Origin of the sequence: Paenibacillus sp. FSL R5-0701 (assembly GCF_037973995.1) — a bacterium.
In the GTDB taxonomy this organism is placed as follows: domain Bacteria; phylum Bacillota; class Bacilli; order Paenibacillales; family Paenibacillaceae; genus Paenibacillus.
Genome location: NZ_CP150230.1, coordinates 5,711,866 through 5,733,112, shown reverse-complemented (window position 1 = coordinate 5,733,112; position 21,247 = coordinate 5,711,866). Strand labels below are relative to the sequence as shown.

Sequence of the window (21,247 nt, the reverse complement as noted above, 5' to 3'; positions counted from 1 at the left end):
CAGAGTTCAACTACCCAAAGTGAAGAAGGGCAGCCATGGCTTCCGGTGAACCCGGCGGTGTGGCAGAGAAGGGCGTAGTTAACATAACAACAATGATAAAGACGATGAAACAGGCAAATATAAGACAACTCACGGCAAAGCCGCGATTACGCTTTTGCATAAACAGTCGAATACCTGTGACAAAGAGAAGTACCGTAACAGCTACCAGAACGATCGACATTGCAAAATAGGCTACGCCATAAAGTGATTTGAAAAATGCTTCCATTTGTTCTTAACGCTCCTTAGATCCTCATATTTAAGCCCTTCCAAGCCATTCCTTAGTAGCATACGACAGATTGACTTGTTTGAAAAGCAAACCGGGCGCTTGTTCCCGTTTCCGCCATCACCCCTGGGACAGGTTACATGGAAAAGGGGCCTTTGCCGTGGACAGACATCCAAGAAAGCAAGGCTTCTGTTGAGTATGTATAAGGAAGGACTATGGTTTCAAGGAAGGAGATCAACCCATGTCGAGACAACTTGCAAGCAAATGGCGGAAGACAGCGGCTCTGATGAAATACCCGATAGCTGCTGTCCATATCCCACAGACCAAGGCATTCAACCCGGGTAATCTGCTGCAAATGCTCAGTCGTTATGGAATGGTGTATGTCAAACCTATTGTCGGTGGTGGAGGTTACGGTGTCATCCGGGTATCGGCGAGCGGTGGGGCTTATCGATACACCCATATGAAAACGACCCGTTCTTTCGCCAGTTTCAGTCAGATGTATCGCTCTCTGGTGCGTGTAAAGGCTAGACGCAGGTACTTGATCCAGCAAGGCATTCATCTGGCAACGATTCAAGGGAGACCTGTTGATTACAGAGTCAAAGTAGTCAAAACCGAACGAGGCTGGGTATTCCGTTCTTTAGTAGGACGACTCGCTCGTCCCGGGCTCTGTGTGACGAATCTGAGCAAGGGTGGCACCATGTTATCAGGAAGGCGAGCTCTTGGTTTATCCCTGCCACATATATCCGGTCGGCACAAACGCCGGGAGATGCGTTCACTTACACTGACATGTACGTACATTATGGAAAGTCAGTTCCCTGGTGTAGGTCAGCTTGGATTTGATTATGGACTGGATTATTCAGGCAAGATCTGGATTTTGGAAGTAAATACCAGACCCCAATAGAAAATGAATGGGAAAGCTCAAGAAAATCCAAGAAAAACCGATAATATATAGAAGAAAACGTTATGAAAACCGTTTGAAATTTTACATTACCGGGTAATTTACTCGCAACAAGTCTTGAAACTATGAATTTATTCCAAAAAAAATACGCTGATAAACGTTCTGACAGTAGTACAAACTTCCTGTGCATAAATATTGTCCACACTATACACGTTGATTACTCTATATATTTTCCATTTATCAACAAACTATGCACAGGATTTCCACATATCGTTGTGGATAACAAGAACGCTTGTTCTCTATATGAATCTCTGATATGATAGTTTTGAGGAAAAAAAAGGAAAGGTTGTGGCGGGAAATGGCTATGTTATCCGATGAGATGTTGTTGGATTCCTACCATAAAGCGATTGAGTTGAATCTCGAACGAGATTTCATCGCACTGCTGTTGGCAGAAATCCATAAGCGCAAACTGGGTACCGACGTATCTGCCATTCTTCACTAGAGATCCTCATTGCAGGCAATGTTACAGGTTTCCGGACAAGTCCCATAGTGAGACAGGCCATGGCGTGCTCGTCTGACAATGGTGACAGTACATCACATGATTGCAAACGTTTTCGACTTCGTCTGCCGTGTCAGAGGAAGGTTGGAATACGTAGGGGCTGTATGGTCCGGTGTAATCATCCAATTTGCCGCATTCTAACAGTCCCTGAAGGCAGTGGGGGCAAGCCTGCTCCGGTACAACCAGACCGTTACACAGCGGGCATATATAAGACAAGGGTATCCCTCCTGATATGGATTCACTCAGGAGTAAGATACCCTTTTTTGTATCAATATATGTTATTTCAGCAAAACTAGCGTTTCATGTTACTGCTGTGTCCTGGGGACAACTTGGCATCCGGATCGAAGTATACCTTCGCATTGTTGACAGCTGTTGGAGCTTCGCCGAATCCGACAGCGATCAGTTTCAGTTTACCCGGGTATGTTGTGATATCACCGGCAGCGAAGATTCCTGGAATGGATGTTTCCATGCGGGAATCAACAACGATGGAGTTACTATCAATTTCGATTCCCCACTCGGCAATTGGTCCGAGAGAAGAGACAAATCCGAAGTTAACGATCACATCATCTACTTCGATTTCCTGAGTTTCTTTGGTTTTAACATGGGAAAGGGTTACTTTGGTAATCGTGTCATCTCCGTGAAGTTCCGTGATTTCGGTCGGTGTAACGACATTTACCTTGGAATTCATCAGGTTTTCGACACTGTGCTCATGCGCACGGAACTTGTCCCGGCGATGGATCAGCGTCACTTGCTCAGCGATAGGCTCCAGCATGAGTGCCCAGTCTACCGCGGAGTCACCGCCGCCACTGATCAGTACCTTTTTGCCAGCGAAGGCATTCAGATCACTGATGAAGTAGTGCAGGTTGCTCTTCTCGAACTTGGCAGCACCTTCAAGCTCCAGGCGACGTGGTTCGAATGCACCTACACCAGCTGTAATAATGACGGCTTTGGCATGATATTCATTCTCATCCGTCTTCACGATGAAATGTTGTTCATCCTTTTTCTCCACCGATACAACCTTTTCTTCAAGGCGGATGTTCGGGTTAAAATGATTCATTTGCTCAACGAGGTTATTCACCAGTTCCTGAGCTGTTACTTTCGGGAATCCGGCTACATCATAGATGTATTTCTCCGGGTAAAGAGCGGCAAGTTGTCCGCCAAGCTGTGGCATGCTTTCAACCAGTGTAACGGATGCCTGACGCATCCCACCATAAAACGCGGCGAACAGACCCGCAGGGCCTCCACCGATAATAAGTAAATCAGTCATATCATGACTGGAATTTTGTGCAGTCAAGAATCAACAACACCTTTCATATTTTAATAGGTAGTTAACAGAAAGAATGTGCAGGCTACGGATCGTAACCGGCATGGGTGCTGAACTGTCTTTCCTATTATAAACGGTGTACTCAGGGTTGCAAAGTTAGCTACATCACGAATCAGAGAATAATTGATGAAGATCAGATGAGAATAGGATGAAATTGGAAATGAAAGGTTATGAAAAATAACAAAAAAAACCTTGATCTTTACTTGAAATACAGATATCCTTGACCTGTACTATGTGTTTTTTTGTCTAATTTAGAGTCAATATGTAATAAGAAGAGAGATCCCGTGTTTTGTAGAATCTTGTGGTTAATTTCACAACTTAAAACGATAACTTGCATACAAACGGATCAATTTTGATGCAAACGTTTAAATAAATTCGCGAAGTTAACATTTGTCGTCATAATGGGCAAGACCTCATCAATATTTGTAAGTATGTGCATTTTGCATCTCACCCAAGATCGGGCTGATGCAAGTGAAACCGGAAGGGGTATAGACATGAGCAGTATTCCCAAAATCGTCATCCTCGGCGCGGGCTATGGCGGGATTCTGACAGCCCAGCGGCTGCAGAAGGAATTGAACTATAACGAGGCCGATGTCACATTGGTGAACCGGCATGATTATCATTATATTACTACACATCTACATATGCCGGCAGCCGGCACGGATACCATTGAGCATGCAAGAGTGCCCATTTCCAAGCTGATTGATGAGTTCAAGATTGATCTGGTCAAGTCTTCCGTGAAGGAGATTCGTCTGCAGGATCGGAAGATTATTCTGGAGGATGGTACGTTATCCTATGATTATCTGATTATTGGACTAGGCGGTGAGCCTGAGACCTTCGGTATTCCGGGGATGCTCGATCACGCCATGACAATCCGCAGCATTAACTCGGTCAGACTGATTCGAGAACACATCGAATATCAATTTGCGATGTACAAAAACGATAATAAACGAAATCGTATTCGGTTTGTCGTAGGTGGAGCGGGTTTCAGTGGTGTTGAATTCGTAGCTGAACTTGCAGATCGTATTCCACAGCTGTGCAAGGAGTTCGACGTGAATCCAAAACATGTGCACATCTATAATGTAGAGGCAGCGCCTTCGGCCTTGCCTGGATTTGATCCGGAACTGGTAGAACATGCGATGAATGTGCTCAAGAAGAAGGGCGTTACTTTCAAAATTGGTGTTCCAATCAAGCAATGTCTCCCGGACGGGGTTATTGTGGGTGAGGGTGAAAAACTCGATGCGGCTACAGTCGTATGGACCGGCGGTATTCGCGGTAACTCACTGCTTGAACAGGCAGGTCTTGAAGTGATGCGAGGACGTGTGAAAGTAGACGACTACTTGCGTGCTCCAGGGCATGAGCATGTCTATGTCATTGGTGATAATTCACTTGTCTTCAACGCTGAAGGACGGCCTTATCCACCAACAGCCCAGATTGCGATGCAGCAGGGTGTGAACTGCGCCAAGAACGTCGTGGCATCCATTCGCAAGAAACAGCAACAACCTTTTGTATTTACGAGCAAAGGCACGGTTGCCTCATTGGGTAAAGGTGAAGCTATTGCCGTTGTAGGCGGCAAGAAATACAAAGGCTGGAAAGCAGCTCAGTTGAAGAAGCTGGTTGATCTGCGTTATCTGTTCATCATTGGTGGTATTCCGTTAGTCCTGAAGAAAGGGCGGTTTTTTGGATGAGACATTGCAGTGTTCAGGTCCGGGGACTATTAACACGTGAAGAGCTGGATCGTTACAACGCCCTGATGCAGGTCGGTGGTTATCTGGAGGAACAGGATCAATATGATCTGGCCTACATTGTGCAGAAAGAAGTGGATATTCTCATTATGCCTGCGATTGAGCGGCTTAAAGAGAAGGGACGTGACCGTGACCGGGCCACAGCCGAGTTCCTCGAGTCGCTGAAAGCGGTAGATGAAGAGGACGAGGATTAGAGACATAACCTTCCAATCGCTGTTATCCCCAGATTTTTTGATTCCCTTTTGTTAAAGGGAAAATCCGGTGATAGCGTATGCTTCCGATGCAGCTTTCTTTCAGAAAGCTTTTAGGCGAAGTGGATGCTTTCGAAGTAGCTTTCTTTCAGAAAGCTTATAGCTTCACTTTTTTAGGTTTTTTCTGTCCTTTCCGTTTTTATGTAAATAAATAGTTCAAACAATATAGATCTAAATCAAGCTTGAGGTAGTAGAATATTGATAGATAATAAAGCACCGCAGACAATATCCTTAATAGGAGATGTCGCGGTGCTTTATTGTGCTTTGTGCTATTTTTACAGCTTAAGCATGTCTTCCAGTGTTCCTTCGTTCAACAGACTTCCCACATAGAACGAACCGAATTCGCCATAACGGGCGCTAACTTCATCGAAACGCATCTCATAGACGAGTTTCTTGAACTGAAGTGCATCATCCGCAAATAACGTAACGCCCCATTCCCAGTCGTCGAAACCGACAGAGCCGGTAATGATCTGTTTCACTTTACCCGCATAGCTGCGGCCAATCATGCCGTGACTGCGCATCATGGTGCGACGCTCGTCCATGGAAAGCATGTACCAGTTGTCATTCAGCTCACGTTTTTTGTTCATCGGATAGAAGCAGATGTATTGTCGTTGTGGCAGAACAGGTTTCAGACGGGCGATAATATCCGGATTTTGCATCGGGTCTTCGCCTTCTTTGCCAAGATAGTTGCTCAGCTCCACTACACTGACGTAGGAATACGATTTGGTTGTGTATTGGGCAAACATCGTTTTGTTAAACGCGTTCTCAACAGCCTTCAGATCTTCCAGCGTTTCACGCAGGTGCATCATGACGAGGTCTGCTTTTTGACCTACAACCGTATATACAACGGTACTTCCTTTGGATGAATCCTCGACTTCTTTCCATTCTTTCCAGAATTCCTGAAGCTCGTCCAGTGCTACAGCGCGTTCTTCATCATCTGCTGCTTTCCAGGCGGCCCAGTTAATCGAGCGAAAATCATGCAGGGCATACCAGCCCTCCAGTGTTGATGCGGCTTCGTTCATTGGTTGTGTTCCTCCTGCAAGGTATATTTCCAAATCCCTATAAGAGGTTGTTCAAAAAGTCCGCTTTTGATTTTGAACACGCACTATAAGGGACGGGTGATTGCTTTATCGTTTACATTGTATCCCAACATGAAGCAGAAGGGCAAATGAACAGAGTATAAATATAGGGAAATTTGTCCAGAAAGTTCGTTGCTTCGCCACATTTTTTGCGGTACACTAACTACTATCCAGAAGTGAAACCTGAATGTGTGAAAGAAGAGGTGAATGTCGTCCGATGCAATTTATACCTGTGTTGGTATTGATGGTATTATTTTTCGTTATGATGTTTGGTATCGGTTTCATTCTGAACATGCTGATGAAGACAACCTGGTTTCCTTCCTATCTGTTCATTATTGTAATTCTACCTATTGTTGTGTACTCTCTATGGGATCAGTCGTCATCTCTGATGTCACATCTGGGTTCTTTCCAGATTGTAGACTATATGACGGGCATCGCTGGACTGGCTGGTGCGGTAATCAGTGGCTGGACGATTCAGAAGTTACGTTTGGGTGGGTACAGAATGTTTTAGATTGATGGAAAGAGGTAACACATGCCACTGTAATCGCGTGAAAAGTCTTGTCTTTGTCGTAAACGCTTACGAGTACAAAGGGAAGGCTTTTTTGCTGTTCATTTTTATTAGAAGGATTATTGTAGACTTGTACTTCATATACATCTGGAGAACATTCTCTTTAGATATTCCCTTGTATTCTGCGGCTACAGCTTTTATAGTATTCTAGCGGCTCTCGACATTTTTATTTTAGAAATTTGCTAAATTCGGCGAAAACGTGAATGATGTCGACCTAGGACGAAACGGAGCGAGAACAGGCCATCTTTTTACCTGTTTTTGAGCATTTGATGATCAGACATTTATGATAGAATAGATAAACATACTTTTGGGGAGAAGGAGATCAGGCTATGCGCATGAAGAATCTGCACCATTATACTGAACATCATCGCTACTGCGTATACAGGGAGTTTGGACTTAGCGCCCTGGATGACCGTATGCTTACAGGAGCATATCAGCCCATGGTAGGTGCTTTTGCGGTTGGCTTGTATCGGCTGTTGTTTCAGCATCTTCCCGGTGAACAGGTCGGTTATTCGCCGCTTGAACAGCAACGGAGGCTGTTCATGACGCTTGGCTTGGAGCCAAGTGAGAAAGGGCGCAAATATTTGTTAGAGCAGACATCCAAGCTTGAGGCAGTGGGGCTACTTCAGACATCACGCCTATATATACCGGAAAATGATGATTACATCTACGAATATGAGCTGCAACCGCCGCTCTCTCCGGCAGAGTTTTTCCGGACACAGCATTTGACACTGCTGCTTCGTGACAAGATAGGTAAATTCGCCGTCCTTTCCCTGCGTTCGGGTTTCTCGGCAGTGGAAAATGGGGACGCGCCTTATCCGGCAGCCAATAAAGAGAATATTTCCGTTCCCTTTTACGATATATTTGAATTGAATACCCACGTGATTGATTACGAGTTGGAGCAGGCTTTGTCGGAAGTATCAACTACGGCCCAACGGACAGGCACGAATGATGCAGCGGAAGAAAACAGTTTGAACTATGCCGACATTATTTTGCGTTTCCCGCGGGAGTCGGTCAATCGTCGTCATGTAGAACAATTGCGATTTGATCATGAACAACTAGGCATTGTAAATTATGTCGTGAACAAGTTTAATCTCAGTGTGCAGGATGTATGCCGTCTGCTGGATGAAGATGATATTTTCAGTCCACAGGGCCAGCTGATTCTGGATGATCTTCAGCATAAGGCGAGTATGCAGTTCAGACAGACGAAGAAGCGCCATGAGCAACAGACTGTACAGGCAGCCAAGGTCGTGGCACTGAGACAGCATATGGAGGAGCCTGAACGGAAAGAAGACTCCGGTGAACCACCTGTGGAGCATGGAGTGCAGATGGAATATTACGTCGAAGTGCCTCCACAATTTATGACCAAGTGTGATATTCATCAATATAATATGATGCTGCGCAATGAGCCATACACACGTCTGTTGCAGACATTTTTCCCGGGCGCAGTACCGGACAATCTGATCGATATATTTGAGAAAATTGATCTCAGCTACAAGTTACCTGGCGAAGTCATCAATGTACTGATTCATTATTTGATGGCATTACTTGTATCCGGCGGAGAGCAGCGGATTAACCGTAACTTCGTTGAGGCCATAGCCTCCAACATGTTGCTTAAGCAGGTAAACTCATATGAGAAAGCTGTGCAATATATTCGTGATCAGGCCAAGGTCAAAGGCAAACAGGCTGCTGGTGCAGCTGGAACCCGTACCCGTACATACGGCAAAGGAACCAAAGCCAAACCCGAAATTCCAATTGTACAAGACATAAGCACCGATGGGGATGCCGTATCCGAGGAAGAGTTCGAAGAGATGATGCGATTTGCCCAGCAGATGCAGGCGAGTAAGCAAAAAGGCACTTCTTAAATTTAATAATAAAGACAAAAAAGCGAGTCCCCGATTAATGGAGACTCGCCTTTTTGTTATATAAGTTGAACGAAAGAAATGTATTTTCCGTCCAATCATTTTTTTTAGCTCGTAGGATATTTATCTAATTTAAACCACTGCTGAAATTCCTTTTTTGTGATTCTTTTTACAGGCTTAACTTTTTTGCTTCCTGTATCGTATCTGCAAAGAATCCATTGATCTGAAGGATACTCACTAATGTAATCCATAATTTTTCCGTTCTTATGCCATAAAACTAAACCGGTGCTAATATAGTTGGTTGCCCGAGGGAGATAAACAACACTGTCTTTCTTAGTGTCGTATATTGCTAACGTGCTTTTCTCCGTATTTCCATAAGAAAATGCAATGATGTCTTCTTTTGGTGACCAATTATATGATGAAATGGTTTCTACATTTTGTTTACCTGCTTTTTCAAGACGTTCGTTAATAATCGTGTACTTTCCTGTTTTAAGGTTCATGAGAATGAGGTTGCTACCAGCACTTTTTTCTACTTGGATAGCAATCCATTGATTAGATGGAGATTTAACAACACTAGTGATATCCAATAATTTAACCTCAAAATCTCCTGTTTGTAGGGTGTACTTTTCTTTATCATGAGTAACTACAATGGTGTCAATGATGTTCTGCTCAAAATCGGCAGCAGCATCTAGCTTTAAGATGTTCGCGGTTATCGTGATGTTGTCACCTTTCCAGACAATTTTATTTGAGCCGGTCGTTTTTTTTAACTTAGGTATACTCTGGTATGTCGAAGAGTTCACAGATGTTGAGTCAACAGCAATGTGTGCTACTTTATCAGAAGTATGAAACGAAGATGATGCTGTTGATAACGTGCCTAAGCTACCTAAAACAATGACGCTTGATAATAAAACATTGGTGTATTTCATTACTATCTCTCCTTCATTTTGGGAAGTCGTTACATGATGTGATTCCCTCCAGAACTACTCCAATCTTTGCTTATCATTATAAATTTGTAAAGATATGAAATCATAGAGATGATATGAAGTGAGATTTCAAAAAAGGGTGATTAGTCCTGTAAGTAACAAACCTGAAAGATTGAATACATATTTATTTTATATTTATGTGGCCTTCTGACTCTCTCTGGTGTCTAATTCATTGTAAATCAAGAGGAGGTTCTTACCATGTCAGGAGCTCATGACACAAAACCTGTTTATCCGGATAAACAGGAAAGTATCACTAACTTTGAAAACACTTATGAGCTGTATCGTCAAAGAATTTGCAACTACTTTTCCCTGAAATTGAACCCGATGGTTGCAGATGATTTGACTCAACAGGTGTTTTTAAAAGCAGTCGAGAATCTTCACCGATTCCAAGGGAAATCAAATTTATTTACATGGATATTCAAGATTGCTCAGAATACAGTGAAAAACGAATATAGAAGATTATCGCGAAAAAAAGAAACGCCGTTTGATTTTACGGGATATGAATCACAGTCGATCTCCCTAGAATTTACGAAGTATGTTGATTTTCGAATTGATATCGGAGTTGCGCTGAAAAAGTTAAATGAAACCGACCAGGAAATCATTGCATTACGCTTTTTTGTGGACTGCACATTGCTTGAAATTTCTAAGATTGTAGGGATGCGTGAGAGTGCAGTAAAGAACAGACTCTATAGAGCTTTGGAAAAACTTAAAAAGGAACTGAAAGAATGGGGAGGCGTTACGATCATGTCTATTCAAGATTTGATTTCAATTGTTAATAAGGGTAAAAACGAGGGATTGAACAATACGCCTAATAAAGTACACCATGATTTGTTCAATGAACTAAGTGATCATATTGAACGAATCTCGTTAAAGTACAATTATCATCCATCGCGAAAAGTAACGATTGAAGTATATCCTGATATGCCATCGTTTCACCAAGCGGTCGGAGAAGCAGATGCTCCGAATTGGTTCATGGGTACCTATGAAGGGAGTATTCTTAAAATTGTATCTCCATTAAATCCAGGACCGGAGCATACCTATCAATCGATTCTTAAAGGTACGGTTCACTTGTTCACCATGTGGCTAATAAGTGAAATCAATCCGAAGGCTCCGAAATGGATAAGGCAAGGAATTGGTGGATATGAAGCCAAGCTGATGACTCAGGACTATATTGAAGGTACAACAGAAGAGGCTATTCACAATTTAGAGATCCCAACGTTCGAACAATTAGATAATGATACCTGGGATTTCGAAACGATGAAAGGTTTTCAGTTTTCGTTCCTATTTGTGGAGTTTGTTGTTCAACAATATGGAATAGACCAGTTAAACACATTGATCCGTAACCCTGAGGATTTTAATGGTATCTTTCAATGTTCCGAGAAGGAATTGCATCAGAAGATGGTAGAGTTTATAAGTAAGTAACCCATACAAAAATGTATGTTGCCCGGGGGAAGAACCGGGCTTTTTTTAACGGGGTTATAGTTATGTTAAATGTACTATCAATTAATTGGATTATTTTGTATAATGCATATAAAAAGAGGTTGTTTATGAATCCTATGGATGAATGTAAATAATACATATGGAGGTAATTAAGTTTGAAAACTCACTACTATTTCAGTTGGTTTAATCATTTTTTTCCTGAGAAGCTGGTCCATTGTTTGCAGGAGGATATACAAGACAGAAAATCGCTTGTTATGATTAGTGCTGATCCGTCTGGTTATACAGATGAGCAAGTTAACTTTGATGATATTTCTGAATGGACATGGTTGAATCAGGCTAACATTATTTTTAATGAATATCATTTCATCGATTACCGTATGCAGAAAGAAGATGCTCAGCGATTCATTCAGAACGCTTCTGTCATTTTTTTATGTGGTGGATATCCTGTTTTGCAGAACGATTTTTTGGTGGAATATGAATTATCGGATGTTATTAAGAATAGCAATGCCATTATAATGGGTGCCAGCGCCGGTGCGTTAAACATGGCTGCAAAATGGTTAAGCTTGAATAACACGGATGAAGTTGAAACAAGTACTATTTATGATGGTATTGGCTTTGATCATTTTGCCTACGAATCTCATTCTCAACGCGATTACGCAACGTTTGTTCAAGGCTACCTGTTCCCCTTGTCTGAAGAAATTGATATTTATGCGGCAGAACAGGAGAGCGCTATACGTGTCGAGGACGGCAAAATAGAAATAATGGGACCAGTATATTTAATTTCCCACTCAAAGATTCAGAAGTTGGTTGAGACGTTCTAATTAGGGTGAGTGGCTGGGGACCTTACATAAGTAATTCCTTTTGATGTATAAAATCATGACTTACAGCAACCTCTCTATGAGTGGAATACTGTTTGTAAACAGATGCAATCTTAACATTCCTAGGACCTATAGTCGGCAGGGTATCAAAGTGATCATCTGCTGTTTTCAACTAGCGGACGGACAATAGGAGCGTTGCAGAAATGGTGACGCTCCTTTTTTGTATACCTTTATAGAAAGTAGAGAACAGGAACAATATGATATTAGGATGATGAGCTCCTCATTAAGCTAACGGGCAGGTTAACTCAATGCCATCTTGCGAATAAGAGGTGTAATTTTTATTGACTGAAAGCGTTGTTAATACCCATGGCAAGCCAAGTTTGCACGGATTCGGCTTCAGGCTTCCAGCCAAGCAAGTTTCGAGCATGCACAGAGCGAATTCGGCAATTCGTCGCAAGTGTATATTGAGCCAGAAGGCCAAATTCAGCAACCGCTTCTTCCAGAGACCAGCTCACCGTGCGTCCCTCATATCCAAGCGCCTCACTCACGTAACGGCTTAGATCACAGAACGATTCCTCGCCATTTTCTGCGAAAAAGTAAGAGGAGGAGGGCGCTTTGTCTAGCGCAAGAAGATACAATTGGGCCAAGTCACGAATATGGACATTCGACCATCTGTTCAGACCTTTGCCAATATATACTCCGGCCTTCATTTCTTTCGATTTCTGTACAATCATTGGAAGCTGAATGCTGTCTCTTGGAAGTCCGAGAGACGTTCCATATACCATCGAAGGTACGATGACAATACCTCGCACTCCTTGATCGACCCCTGCTTTACGCACCAGCTCATTGACTCGAATCGATTCCAAGTCCCTTGTTACAGGTGTTTCTTCGTTATAGATTTGCTCGCTCTGGAATTCGCCTTTGGCATCATCCCCAACGTTGCCTGAACCGGATGTGTGAATTAATGGCTTTCCTGTACCGCGCAAAGCGCTAATAAACGTCTCAATAGCCTTGCGGTGAGCAACGTCAGCTGTATGAATCACTCCATCGCTCCGTTTTGCGTAATCAGCCAGTATTTCCGTATCTCCAAGTGTGCCCACGACAGGCTCCACTCCAAGCTCTTTCAACTCGTTTATTTGGCTGGTGTTCCGGGTCAGACCATAGATAGAATGCCCTGCATCGAGCAATACTTTAGCCACAGAACTTCCTATATATCCGGTAACGCCTGTCATAAATATTTTCATCGTTCGTCATCTCCCTAATCTAAGTTCTTAAAAGTAAAGTAATACGATCTGTCACTGCTTCCTATACTTAGATTAATAATAAGATATTATAGATATTTTATATCTATAATAGAGGTAAAAAAAGGTGCGTGATTCAGCTTGCATTCATACAAAGTCGAGTTAAGAATAATTCATTTGCGCTCCTATTATCGACTCATCGAGTCCATAATCGACTGACTTAGCTCATTTTAGGGCTATGCATTACATATGTCAAGTACCGAGCTCGCCTAAACCGGCATAAAACTTCAAAGCTGTTCGCAATTTCTTTGTTAGCTTTATATCGTTCTCGTGCCAAATGTTTTTAACAACGAGCATCCGGTTTTTCGTTCTGCAATTATCTCAGCTCGGCCGATGAAGCTATCAACAATTAGGAAATCCTCTGCATATTATTTCAATAAATTTCTACTTCGGTTTCCTTTTGAAAAAATGAAGTGATTGCTGACATCCTAGCAGTAAAGGATATTGAACTAACGAAGAAACGATAGCTCAATTTAACTAAGAAAGCAACTGATCCATGTGATCGGCTGCTTTTATTCAACTAACGGGCAGGATAGCGAAATAAAGTGTGTTGATTCAAGATCGATTATAAATTCCTTTCTAACAATGCCCCCACTCGTTGTGCCATATAGTGAGGGGGGGAGGGCTTTCCATTCTTGAACCACCATTCCACTACCCCTACGATAGCAGCTCCAAAAAATTGAATAATCACATCTTCAGCGTCACCGTCACTTAATCCTTGAGAATCTCCTTCGGTTATGTTTTCTACATTCTTTAACTCTTGGAGGACAAACTCAAGGAACCGACTGTGAAAAAAAGGACCTCCTTGATTCGCCAACATCGTTGAAAAGAATAAATAATGACTCTCAAAGTACTCGAACCATAACAATACCGCATCATAAAAAACGGTATTATTAGCTGCTAATTCACAGAGTTTCCGTAGTTCGTTAATATGTTCTTCCATTAGCTTATCTAGAAGATCAAATTTATCTATGTAGTGAAGATAGATGGTTCTTCGGCTAACATTTGCCCTATCGGAAATTTCTTGTATAGTAATTTGGTCGATTTTTTTTTCAATCATCAGTTCAATCAGAGCTTTTTTTATCGCTTCTTGAGATTTGATTATTCTTCTATCCACCTTAGACACTATGAGTCACCATGCTTTCTGAAATAAATTACACAACTTCAAATGATTTGTGAATAAATGCACGAATTACGGTTATTTGGTAATTGCTGACGCATTATTTTTTTGTTTATAATTATACACAGTTGTTACTTAATACTCCAATGTGCATTTTTCTGTGGATATTAACCAGTAGAGAGCCGATTTTCTTCGCGGTTAGCAAGCTGCGTCAAAGCTTTGGCAGCCACTGGTGCTGTCTAGTAAAGCAGCTATGAATAGAAGTAATAATTATCATATTCAAAGGGGGAACTACTTAATGAAGATAACGGTAATAGGAGCGACGGGTGCGACTGGCAGGAAAGTGATAGAGCGAGCACTTGATTTGGGGCACGAGGTTGTAGCCGTGGCTCGCCGGCCGGAAGTCATCGCCCCCACAGCGCGCCTCAGCGTCCGACAGGGAGATGTACTTGATATGCCGAGCATTGCCAAAGCCTTGGCCGATACAGATGTGGTAATTAGTTGCATAGGTCCTACCGGACACTTTTCGCAGGGTACCGTCATATCGGAGGGGATCTCGAACATCCGCAAAAACTTTTCGCCAGGAACCATCATGTCGGTGGGCATTACAAACATCCTGGCAGCCTGTCAGAGCGCCGGAGTTAAGCACTTCGTCATGCAGAGCGGCATTGGTCTGAGCGATGGAAAAGAACTTTCAGCACTAAATCGTTTAGCCATAAATATTTCGGGTCGTATTTTCACGAAGGCGGTTGAGGACAAGGCCATTGCCGAGCGTGCAGTACAACGGAGCGAATTAGATTGGATCATTGTACGACCGCCAGCTCTTAGCGACGTAGCCGCCACTTCGAAATATACGGCAGGCCCCTCGATCCGCATTTCTCCGCTCCGGCCACTTTCCTTCGCTGACTGCGCCGACTGCCTCGTAAGGGCGGCGACGAATGAGCCAACCTGGGTCAGGAAGATCGTTAACGTTGGGCGATAATGGGGTTGTCTTAAACGGAACGTTAGTTTTCGTTATTCTAATTTTGACATTTCTAAGTATTGTTCTTATGAACTCTTTGCCCGTTTTTGGAGCAAGACCGACCAGAAAGAAGAAAAGCCAATTCCAACAATCCAAGAACTTCGTAAAAGGGAAGTTTAAATATCCTATTGAATCGCGTGTCGACTATAGACTGAAGGTGTTACTACCACTACTTTGTGAAATCGCGAAGGGAAATCCTAATGCGCGACCTAAAGAACCGCTTCAAGTTCAAAGGATAACAAAATCTTTTTTCTCAAGAAGCATGGATAATGCATCGTTTACATGGTTCGGACACTCTACCTCATTAATCCAACTGGATGGCAAATTATTATTGTTAGACCCGGTATTTACGGACTATACCTCTCCCTTTAGATTTGGTGGCAGGCGTTATAGTGAACAAATGCCAATCGGAATTGAGGAACTTCCAGAAATTGATGCTGTACTTATATCACACGATCACTATGATCATCTAGATTATCGAGCAATCAAGAAATTAAGAAACAAAGTAAGAAAGTTTCTTGTCCCTCTCGGAGTAGGCAGCCATCTTGAGAGATGGGGGGGATCTAATTGGCTGTCTGTATGTTTTGATCCTTTGCGATAGAGTTTATTGTTACGGGGAACGTTAGTTGAACAAAACTTAAAATGGCATCAAAGTGATTAGCTGCTGATTTCAACTAGCGGACTGACAATACGGATCGTTGCAAAAATCCGAACGATCTTTTTGTATACATTTCGGGACGAGAATGATGATGCCAATTAAGCTAGAATGTAGGTTACGGCAACTTTGGTAAACTCATGCGTTAAATCTCAGTCGCTAACATACTCGAGATCAACCAATACAGCCCTTCAACTTCCTTTGGGAAGTGAAGGGCTGTACGTTTCTTTTTTGTTATGCAGGCGGGCGCGAAAATACCTTGTAGTGTTACCTCAAAATCGTAGCGGCCTGATTGCCCGCATAATCCTCAATAACCAGCTTCAAAGAGCTGTTGCTGGATGATGGCGTGAAGGTCAGTTCACTCAGCTTTGTTCTTCCCCGAATGATATACGGGAATTTTTGCGATACGTAAGTGACTCCGAACTCGCGTGCCACCCCATTTTCATATACATAGATCTTATACCAGTCCTCCAGATCCGGGAGGGCTAATGTGTACTTTCCATCTTTTACCGTGACCTTTTCCTTGGCGTATGGTGTAATCTGAAGATCTGCCAGCTGTCCGGTATGGGTTACCGGGTTCTGCCCGCCAATGGCGATGTTCAGCACGTAATGCTCACCGTTGGTCGGAAGTCCGGTCAAGACGGCAGACTGTTTTCCTTTTTTAACCTGAAGTGACTTGGTGAAAGGTTCTTTTGTGTATTCGGCTTGTAGTGTGAGTTGAATAGACTCATTGCCTTTACCTTTGTCTTTATTTTTATCCTTGTCTTTACCGGTATTCTTATCTTTGTCTTTGCCCGAATCTTTTGCTTTTTTCGGGTTTTTCCAGCTTACGATGGCATCGCCATTCTTTTTGAATTTCACATCCATATTCTGAACGGCTGCATTCAGATCGTAAGGCAGGACGGTTGCTTCACTCTCGGTACCATCTGCACCCACCGCACGTATAGACAGTTCACCAGACGGCTGTTTTAGCGATTTGATATAAAAAGTGGAATCATACACGCCGCCTACATAGGCGCCATTTTCATATAAATTGTATTGCTTGACCTCTGAATAGTCCTTCATGTCCCATGCAACAACCAGTTCGTCGGTGTTGGTCAGTGCTTTGGCAATATGGAATCCGGTCGGTGCATCCGGTACAGCCGCTGAACCGTCGGAAATGCGGATCTCGCCAATGTTCATCTGGTAATTCTCAATTGCTTTGCCATTCGGGTCAAAAGATAATCCCATAGCGGCAATGGTTTTGCCTTGATAGGCACTCAAATCCAGCGAAGTTGTCTTCCAGCCTTCTGTATGCTGGCCTGCATTAGGCACATTTACGTTGACCACGTTGGATGGATCATCTTCGAAGATCAACCCAACATGCAGGGAGGAAGCGTCACTAGTCGACGGTTTGTTATACGTCAGTTCCAGTTTCGATTGTCCGTTGACGGACAGGTCGGTCTTGTACAGGCGCAGGAAGTTCTCCGCGTTCAGTGTGCCGTTCACCACGAGAGAGCTGCCGCCATTAAACGCGCCAATGGAGTCATAGTTGTACCTTGCGCCTTTCTCATAAGAGGGACCATAGTCAAAATCAACACTGAGCTTGTCACCTTTACTATCCATCCACCATTGCCAAGTGACAGGGATATCCTGAATGTTGATGTTCGACCATTCTTTATCGTTCGAGACAGCGCCGTCTTCATAATATTTCAGACCGTGGCCCGTATTGAAGCTGGTCGCAAAATTAGAGCCGTTGATAACGGAGCGTTCGGTCAGATACGCAGCGATTCCATCCCAATTTGCACCGGAAGCATACACATCCGACAGATCGGCAGACGCATTACGACGTGCATCTGTCGGATCTTGATTTGGACCAGACCACCACGCACGATCGCGCACAAAGGTCATCCACTGGTACTCATCCTCAGCTCTGTGATTGGTGCTGCCGTCGCCCATCTCTTCATCCAGGGCGTTGTGGGTGAAGTCGGCACCCAATGTCGCGATGCTGTTCATGGGTTGACCGTTCTCATCCAGGTTATGGCGCAGGTCATAGGATTGCTTCCAGCGGCCGAACTTGTCATGTCCACCTTCGACACCAGCAAATACGGTTTCCAATGGATCCAGTCCCAGACTAAGGGCATGATCACGGGAATCGCGGAGCATCTTGTGGTTCCATACATAATTCAGGAAGATGGAATCCGAGACTCTGCCGAGAACGGAATCTTGTACAAAGGGGCTGTTGAGCCCATTGAATTGGTTCTGGTATTGAATTTTGCCTGTTGTATTGATGGTGGAATCATACCACTGAACGTACAGGCCTTTATTTCTTAGATATTTCATGAATTTCTTGTAGGAAGCGATATCCTCAGGGGCTACACCCCGGGCAACCTCTTCCTGATTGAAGAAATATCCATCGTAGTTGTAGTATTCTGCCATCTCGGCCAGTTTCTCGGCCACAGGGAAGTTACCGTTTTCATCCTGGATCAGCATTTGTTTATAGGTTTGTGGTCCACGGTCATTGTCCGAGAAAAAGATGTTAGCAATGGACTTAACGCCGTTCTTGTGGGCTGCATTGGTGTAGGCCGGATTCGGAATGTTCAAAATGCCAAACTCGAAGTATTTCTCCGTCCACTCTTTACTCGGATCGTACAGCTCCTCAGGTACTCCCGCAGAGGCCATGCCGTGCCAATAGCTGTAGTAATCTGTATATTGCCAATAATTAAATAGATACTGGCTGAATTCATTGGTATAAGGTGTGCTATCGAAAAATGCATTGCCGTAATCACCACTCATTGTGAACAGTTGGGTGTCCGGGCTAAGCTCGGGATAAGCTTGGGTGGCGGCGAAGGCTTCATTACGGGGCTGCAAGGGAACATGGGCACGAAGTAAATCGCCATGGATATCACTTTCGGGTGTCCAGTTCAGAATCTGGGCCGAGGTGTATCCGTGTTGATAGGGCTGATTAACCCCTTTGGCACTTTCACCGGTGTAAGGGAGCGTGTCTCCGGCATAAACGGATGATGCAACAACTTGTCCAAGCAGAGCCGTGGTCAGGACCATGGCAGTGACCTTGGGAATGAGGCCTTTTGGTTTGAGTTTGCGTGTCATGCTGTTCCTCCTTCAAGTGGAATGAATGTAAGGTATTCTTTTACACAAAGCTAAACTTATGGTTAACGATAGTGGATGAAAGCGTTTTTAAATAGGGTGAAATTAAAGAAACACAGATATAAACTAAAGAAAAGTTCCAGGTGACAAGTTAATGTCAGAAGCCTGGTGATATAATTCAATATAAGTTGAACTAATCATTTACACGATAACGGAGAGGACAGAAGAAACCTGAAAAAGCGAAGCGTTCGCCTAAAAGCTTTCTGAAAGAAAGCTGCATCGGAAGCATACGCTATCACCGGATTTTCCCTTAAGAAAAGGGAATCGAAAAAATCTGGGGATAACAGCGATTGGAAGGTTATTCTGTCATCGTAGTGTCAGTGTAAGTAATCTTTAGTTCAACTTATATAGTCAGGAAAACAGCATCGGAGGGAACATGCGAATTGAAAATTGTTAGCGTTTACAATAATTTCTTCAAAAATAATATGTTTATGAAAATGCTCCTGATCTTTTCGATGATATCTATTGTCACGATCATTACGTTATCTTATATCATCTTCCTGTCGGTGTCCGACTCCACGATTCGCCGGGAACTGGCGATCCAGAAAGCGGCGATGGAACATGTGGATCGATACATTCATCAGCAGTATGAATCGGTACAAAACATGGTGAGGGACATGCATCAGAATGAGGCGCTTTCCGCCAACATTACTTACCTGATGAATCATTCGTACGCTGAATATGTTCAGCACATGACCAATGGATATTACGCCAACCAGGACGACTATTCGGCCGATGTATTGAAACATTTTCAGAACATTATGGATCGCAATTCGCAGATTAATCAACTCATGTTGTATAGCGCCGAGCAGCAGGATCTGTCTACCTTTAATCAACACAAGCAGTTCCGCAAGCTGGACGCGAATGTGGCTCATTCCTATATTCCGGACGTGATGGCGATGGAAACACCCAATATCAGTGCACCCAATTACTGGATTCGCAAAGAGATTAATCAATGGGACCCTGCGCTCTATTCCATCCGCGTACCAATTAACAATACACAGACTCTTCGGAATCTGGGCCAATTTCTTGTTTTCTTTGACTCAGAAGGAATCGGTAACGCTCTGGATAACTACGAGAGTAATCTCAAGGGAGAAATCGTGGTGTTATCGGCGAAGGGGACAGTGTTATTTGACTCCAACAATCATTATTACGGGAAGAAGTACCCCTACGTGAATGTGGCCGATTCGCTGTTTGATCAGACGGATATGGATTCAATGAAAAAGGAGCAGAACATGTACGTGAACAAGTTTGTCTCCGCGGATCAGGGTTATGTGGTCATTGGTACCGTTCCGGTGGAAGAGATGGCTGAAACCTATGCGGGCATTCGCAATACCATCATCTCGATCAGTATTGTGTGTATTCTGTTTGCCGTGCTGGTTCCGGCGTTTTTCATTATTAACTTTGCCAAACGAACCCGTCGAATTATTCGCTTTACGCAAAAAGTGAAATATGGCAACTTGACGGCTCGCATCGACGACGCACGTGATGATGAACTGGGGCAGATCTCACATAGCTTCAACGACATGCTGGATGAGCTGAATCTGTATATTGAACGGGTCTACAAAGCCGAGATCAAACAGAAGGAGACCGAGCTGGTCGCATTACAGGCGCGCATCAACCCTCATTTTCTCTACAATACGCTTGAAGTGATTCGGATGAGGGCGATATCCCAAGGGGCGAGAGATGTTGGCGAGATGATCTATAGTCTATCCGTATTGTTCAAGAGCCTGGTACAGCAGAAGAAAAATTATACGCTGAAGGATGAGATGGAAGCTTGTCGATTGTATCTGGAGTTATTCCGAATCCGCTACAAGGATATTTTTATATACACGATCCAGATCGACGCTGCTTATTATCAGCACCCTGTGGTCAAACTTTCGCTGCAACCTATCATTGAGAATTATGTTGTACACGGCATTCAGACAGAACGTTCGGATAACCGATTATCGATTGTTGTGGAAGAGACAGATGATGTGGTGCAAGTGGAAGTGAAAGATAATGGCAAAGGCATTGATCCGGCACGCCTGTCGGAAATCCTTGAAGAACTGGAACGTCCTGAAGAGTCTGGTCAGATGTTCGGGCTGCGCAGTGTCCATAGTCGATTGCGCTTCCTGTATGGACCAGAGTTCGGTATCACCATAGAGAGCACCCTCGGAGAAGGAACACGAATCAGGGTGCGTTATCCACATACAGAAGGGACAGGTGTGTAAT

General features: G+C 43.6%; 19 protein-coding genes. 11 read left to right on the top strand and 8 right to left on the bottom strand.

The genetic code is table 11. The features are described 5' to 3' along the window. Positions 1–10 precede the first annotated feature (10 nt). Positions 11–265: a hypothetical protein gene (locus MKZ13_RS25300; RefSeq protein ID WP_017692428.1), complete on the bottom strand. Its 255-nt coding sequence runs from the start codon at positions 263–265 to the stop codon at positions 11–13. Positions 266–503: 238 nt separating this feature from the next. Between MKZ13_RS25300 and MKZ13_RS25295 the strand changes: the two genes are divergently transcribed. After that, positions 504–1,163 carry a YheC/YheD family protein gene (locus MKZ13_RS25295; RefSeq protein WP_221821022.1) on the top strand — a complete coding sequence of 220 codons (660 nt, stop codon included), beginning with the start codon at positions 504–506 and terminating at the stop codon, positions 1,161–1,163. Between the two features lie 355 nt (positions 1,164–1,518). After that, complete coding sequence (locus MKZ13_RS25290; RefSeq protein WP_017692430.1) at positions 1,519–1,662, top strand: sporulation histidine kinase inhibitor Sda; 144 nt, start codon at positions 1,519–1,521, stop codon at positions 1,660–1,662. A 21-nt stretch (positions 1,663–1,683) separates the two neighbouring features. Here MKZ13_RS25290 and MKZ13_RS25285 read toward each other — a convergent pair whose 3' ends face one another. Continuing rightward, positions 1,684–1,935, bottom strand: coding sequence for a hypothetical protein (locus MKZ13_RS25285; protein ID WP_074096361.1), 252 nt, complete (start codon positions 1,933–1,935; stop codon positions 1,684–1,686). A gap of 76 nt (positions 1,936–2,011) precedes the next feature. Further along, on the bottom strand, positions 2,012–3,013 hold the full coding sequence (locus MKZ13_RS25280) for an NAD(P)/FAD-dependent oxidoreductase (protein ID WP_036673343.1): 1,002 nt from the start codon (positions 3,011–3,013) through the stop codon (positions 2,012–2,014). Between the two features lie 524 nt (positions 3,014–3,537). On the opposite strand from MKZ13_RS25280, the gene MKZ13_RS25275 reads away from it, so the two are divergent. Beyond that, positions 3,538–4,731 (top strand): NAD(P)/FAD-dependent oxidoreductase, encoded by a 1,194-nt coding sequence (locus MKZ13_RS25275; RefSeq protein WP_221821021.1) that lies wholly within the window; start codon positions 3,538–3,540, stop codon positions 4,729–4,731. Beyond that, on the top strand, positions 4,728–4,982 hold the full coding sequence (locus MKZ13_RS25270; RefSeq protein ID WP_017692433.1) for a hypothetical protein: 255 nt from the start codon (positions 4,728–4,730) through the stop codon (positions 4,980–4,982). Before MKZ13_RS25275 ends, MKZ13_RS25270 begins: the two co-directional genes overlap by 4 nt. A 332-nt stretch (positions 4,983–5,314) precedes the next feature. Here MKZ13_RS25270 and hemQ read toward each other — a convergent pair whose 3' ends face one another. Beyond that, positions 5,315–6,061: a hydrogen peroxide-dependent heme synthase gene (gene hemQ / locus MKZ13_RS25265; RefSeq protein WP_036605768.1), complete on the bottom strand. Its 747-nt coding sequence runs from the start codon at positions 6,059–6,061 to the stop codon at positions 5,315–5,317. A gap of 274 nt (positions 6,062–6,335) precedes the next feature. Here hemQ and MKZ13_RS25260 point away from each other — a divergent pair, with 274 nt between their 5' ends. Further along, on the top strand, positions 6,336–6,629 hold the full coding sequence (locus MKZ13_RS25260) for a YuiB family protein (protein WP_221821020.1): 294 nt from the start codon (positions 6,336–6,338) through the stop codon (positions 6,627–6,629). A 386-nt stretch (positions 6,630–7,015) separates the two neighbouring features. Continuing rightward, positions 7,016–8,551: a helicase DnaB gene (locus MKZ13_RS25255; protein ID WP_036605770.1), complete on the top strand. Its 1,536-nt coding sequence runs from the start codon at positions 7,016–7,018 to the stop codon at positions 8,549–8,551. Positions 8,552–8,655: 104 nt separating this feature from the next. Here MKZ13_RS25255 and MKZ13_RS25250 read toward each other — a convergent pair whose 3' ends face one another. Continuing rightward, entirely contained in the window at positions 8,656–9,474 is an 819-nt protein-coding gene (locus MKZ13_RS25250; protein ID WP_221821019.1) for a hypothetical protein, read from the bottom strand. Positions 9,475–9,729: 255 nt separating this feature from the next. Here MKZ13_RS25250 and MKZ13_RS25245 point away from each other — a divergent pair, with 255 nt between their 5' ends. Both MKZ13_RS25245 and MKZ13_RS25240 read left to right on the top strand, forming a co-directional pair. Beyond that, a complete protein-coding gene (locus MKZ13_RS25245) occupies positions 9,730–10,953 on the top strand; it encodes a sigma-70 family RNA polymerase sigma factor (protein ID WP_221821018.1) in 1,224 nt (407 codons plus the stop codon). 173 nt (positions 10,954–11,126) lie between these two features. Next, on the top strand, positions 11,127–11,792 hold the full coding sequence (locus tag MKZ13_RS25240) for a cyanophycinase (protein WP_339179112.1): 666 nt from the start codon (positions 11,127–11,129) through the stop codon (positions 11,790–11,792). Between the two features lie 335 nt (positions 11,793–12,127). On the opposite strand, the gene MKZ13_RS25235 is transcribed toward MKZ13_RS25240, so the two are convergent. Both MKZ13_RS25235 and MKZ13_RS25230 read right to left on the bottom strand, forming a co-directional pair. Then, positions 12,128–13,033, bottom strand: coding sequence for an NAD-dependent epimerase/dehydratase family protein (locus tag MKZ13_RS25235; protein ID WP_339179110.1), 906 nt, complete (start codon positions 13,031–13,033; stop codon positions 12,128–12,130). 622 nt (positions 13,034–13,655) lie between these two features. Next, a complete protein-coding gene (locus MKZ13_RS25230) occupies positions 13,656–14,216 on the bottom strand; it encodes a TetR/AcrR family transcriptional regulator (RefSeq protein ID WP_221821015.1) in 561 nt (186 codons plus the stop codon). Between the two features lie 292 nt (positions 14,217–14,508). Between MKZ13_RS25230 and MKZ13_RS25225 the strand changes: the two genes are divergently transcribed. Together MKZ13_RS25225 and MKZ13_RS25220 are read left to right on the top strand one after the other, a co-directional pair. Further along, the gene (locus MKZ13_RS25225; RefSeq protein ID WP_221821014.1) at positions 14,509–15,192 is read left to right on the top strand and encodes an NAD(P)H-binding protein; all 684 of its coding nucleotides are present in this window, start codon (positions 14,509–14,511) and stop codon (positions 15,190–15,192) included. Continuing rightward, positions 15,182–15,832, top strand: coding sequence for an MBL fold metallo-hydrolase (locus MKZ13_RS25220; RefSeq protein ID WP_221821013.1), 651 nt, complete (start codon positions 15,182–15,184; stop codon positions 15,830–15,832). Before MKZ13_RS25225 ends, MKZ13_RS25220 begins: the two co-directional genes overlap by 11 nt. 321 nt (positions 15,833–16,153) lie before the next feature. On the opposite strand, the gene MKZ13_RS25215 is transcribed toward MKZ13_RS25220, so the two are convergent. Further along, positions 16,154–18,976 carry an endo-beta-N-acetylglucosaminidase gene (locus MKZ13_RS25215; RefSeq protein ID WP_221821012.1) on the bottom strand — a complete coding sequence of 941 codons (2,823 nt, stop codon included), beginning with the start codon at positions 18,974–18,976 and terminating at the stop codon, positions 16,154–16,156. A 482-nt stretch (positions 18,977–19,458) separates the two neighbouring features. On the opposite strand from MKZ13_RS25215, the gene MKZ13_RS25210 reads away from it, so the two are divergent. Further along, a complete protein-coding gene (locus MKZ13_RS25210; protein ID WP_221821011.1) occupies positions 19,459–21,246 on the top strand; it encodes a sensor histidine kinase in 1,788 nt (595 codons plus the stop codon). The last annotated feature ends 1 nt before the right edge of the window (position 21,247 follow it).

What these genes read in the sequence shown, in the direction of transcription:
- MKZ13_RS25250 (WP_221821019.1), bottom strand. Translation starts at nt 9,474, where the DNA reads ATGAAATACACCAATGTTTTATTATCAAGCGTCATTGTTTTAGGTAGC.
- MKZ13_RS25295 (WP_221821022.1), top strand. Translation starts at nt 504, where the DNA reads ATGTCGAGACAACTTGCAAGCAAATGGCGGAAGACAGCGGCTCTGATG.
- MKZ13_RS25300 (WP_017692428.1), bottom strand. Translation starts at nt 265, where the DNA reads ATGGAAGCATTTTTCAAATCACTTTATGGCGTAGCCTATTTTGCAATG.
- MKZ13_RS25290 (WP_017692430.1), top strand. Translation starts at nt 1,519, where the DNA reads ATGGCTATGTTATCCGATGAGATGTTGTTGGATTCCTACCATAAAGCG.
- MKZ13_RS25245 (WP_221821018.1), top strand. Translation starts at nt 9,730, where the DNA reads ATGTCAGGAGCTCATGACACAAAACCTGTTTATCCGGATAAACAGGAA.
- MKZ13_RS25210 (WP_221821011.1), top strand. Translation starts at nt 19,459, where the DNA reads ATGTTTATGAAAATGCTCCTGATCTTTTCGATGATATCTATTGTCACG.
- MKZ13_RS25235 (WP_339179110.1), bottom strand. Translation starts at nt 13,033, where the DNA reads ATGAAAATATTTATGACAGGCGTTACCGGATATATAGGAAGTTCTGTG.
- MKZ13_RS25260 (WP_221821020.1), top strand. Translation starts at nt 6,336, where the DNA reads ATGCAATTTATACCTGTGTTGGTATTGATGGTATTATTTTTCGTTATG.
- MKZ13_RS25275 (WP_221821021.1), top strand. Translation starts at nt 3,538, where the DNA reads ATGAGCAGTATTCCCAAAATCGTCATCCTCGGCGCGGGCTATGGCGGG.
- MKZ13_RS25270 (WP_017692433.1), top strand. Translation starts at nt 4,728, where the DNA reads ATGAGACATTGCAGTGTTCAGGTCCGGGGACTATTAACACGTGAAGAG.
- hemQ (WP_036605768.1), bottom strand. Translation starts at nt 6,061, where the DNA reads ATGAACGAAGCCGCATCAACACTGGAGGGCTGGTATGCCCTGCATGAT.
- MKZ13_RS25215 (WP_221821012.1), bottom strand. Translation starts at nt 18,976, where the DNA reads ATGACACGCAAACTCAAACCAAAAGGCCTCATTCCCAAGGTCACTGCC.
- MKZ13_RS25255 (WP_036605770.1), top strand. Translation starts at nt 7,016, where the DNA reads ATGCGCATGAAGAATCTGCACCATTATACTGAACATCATCGCTACTGC.
- MKZ13_RS25225 (WP_221821014.1), top strand. Translation starts at nt 14,509, where the DNA reads ATGAAGATAACGGTAATAGGAGCGACGGGTGCGACTGGCAGGAAAGTG.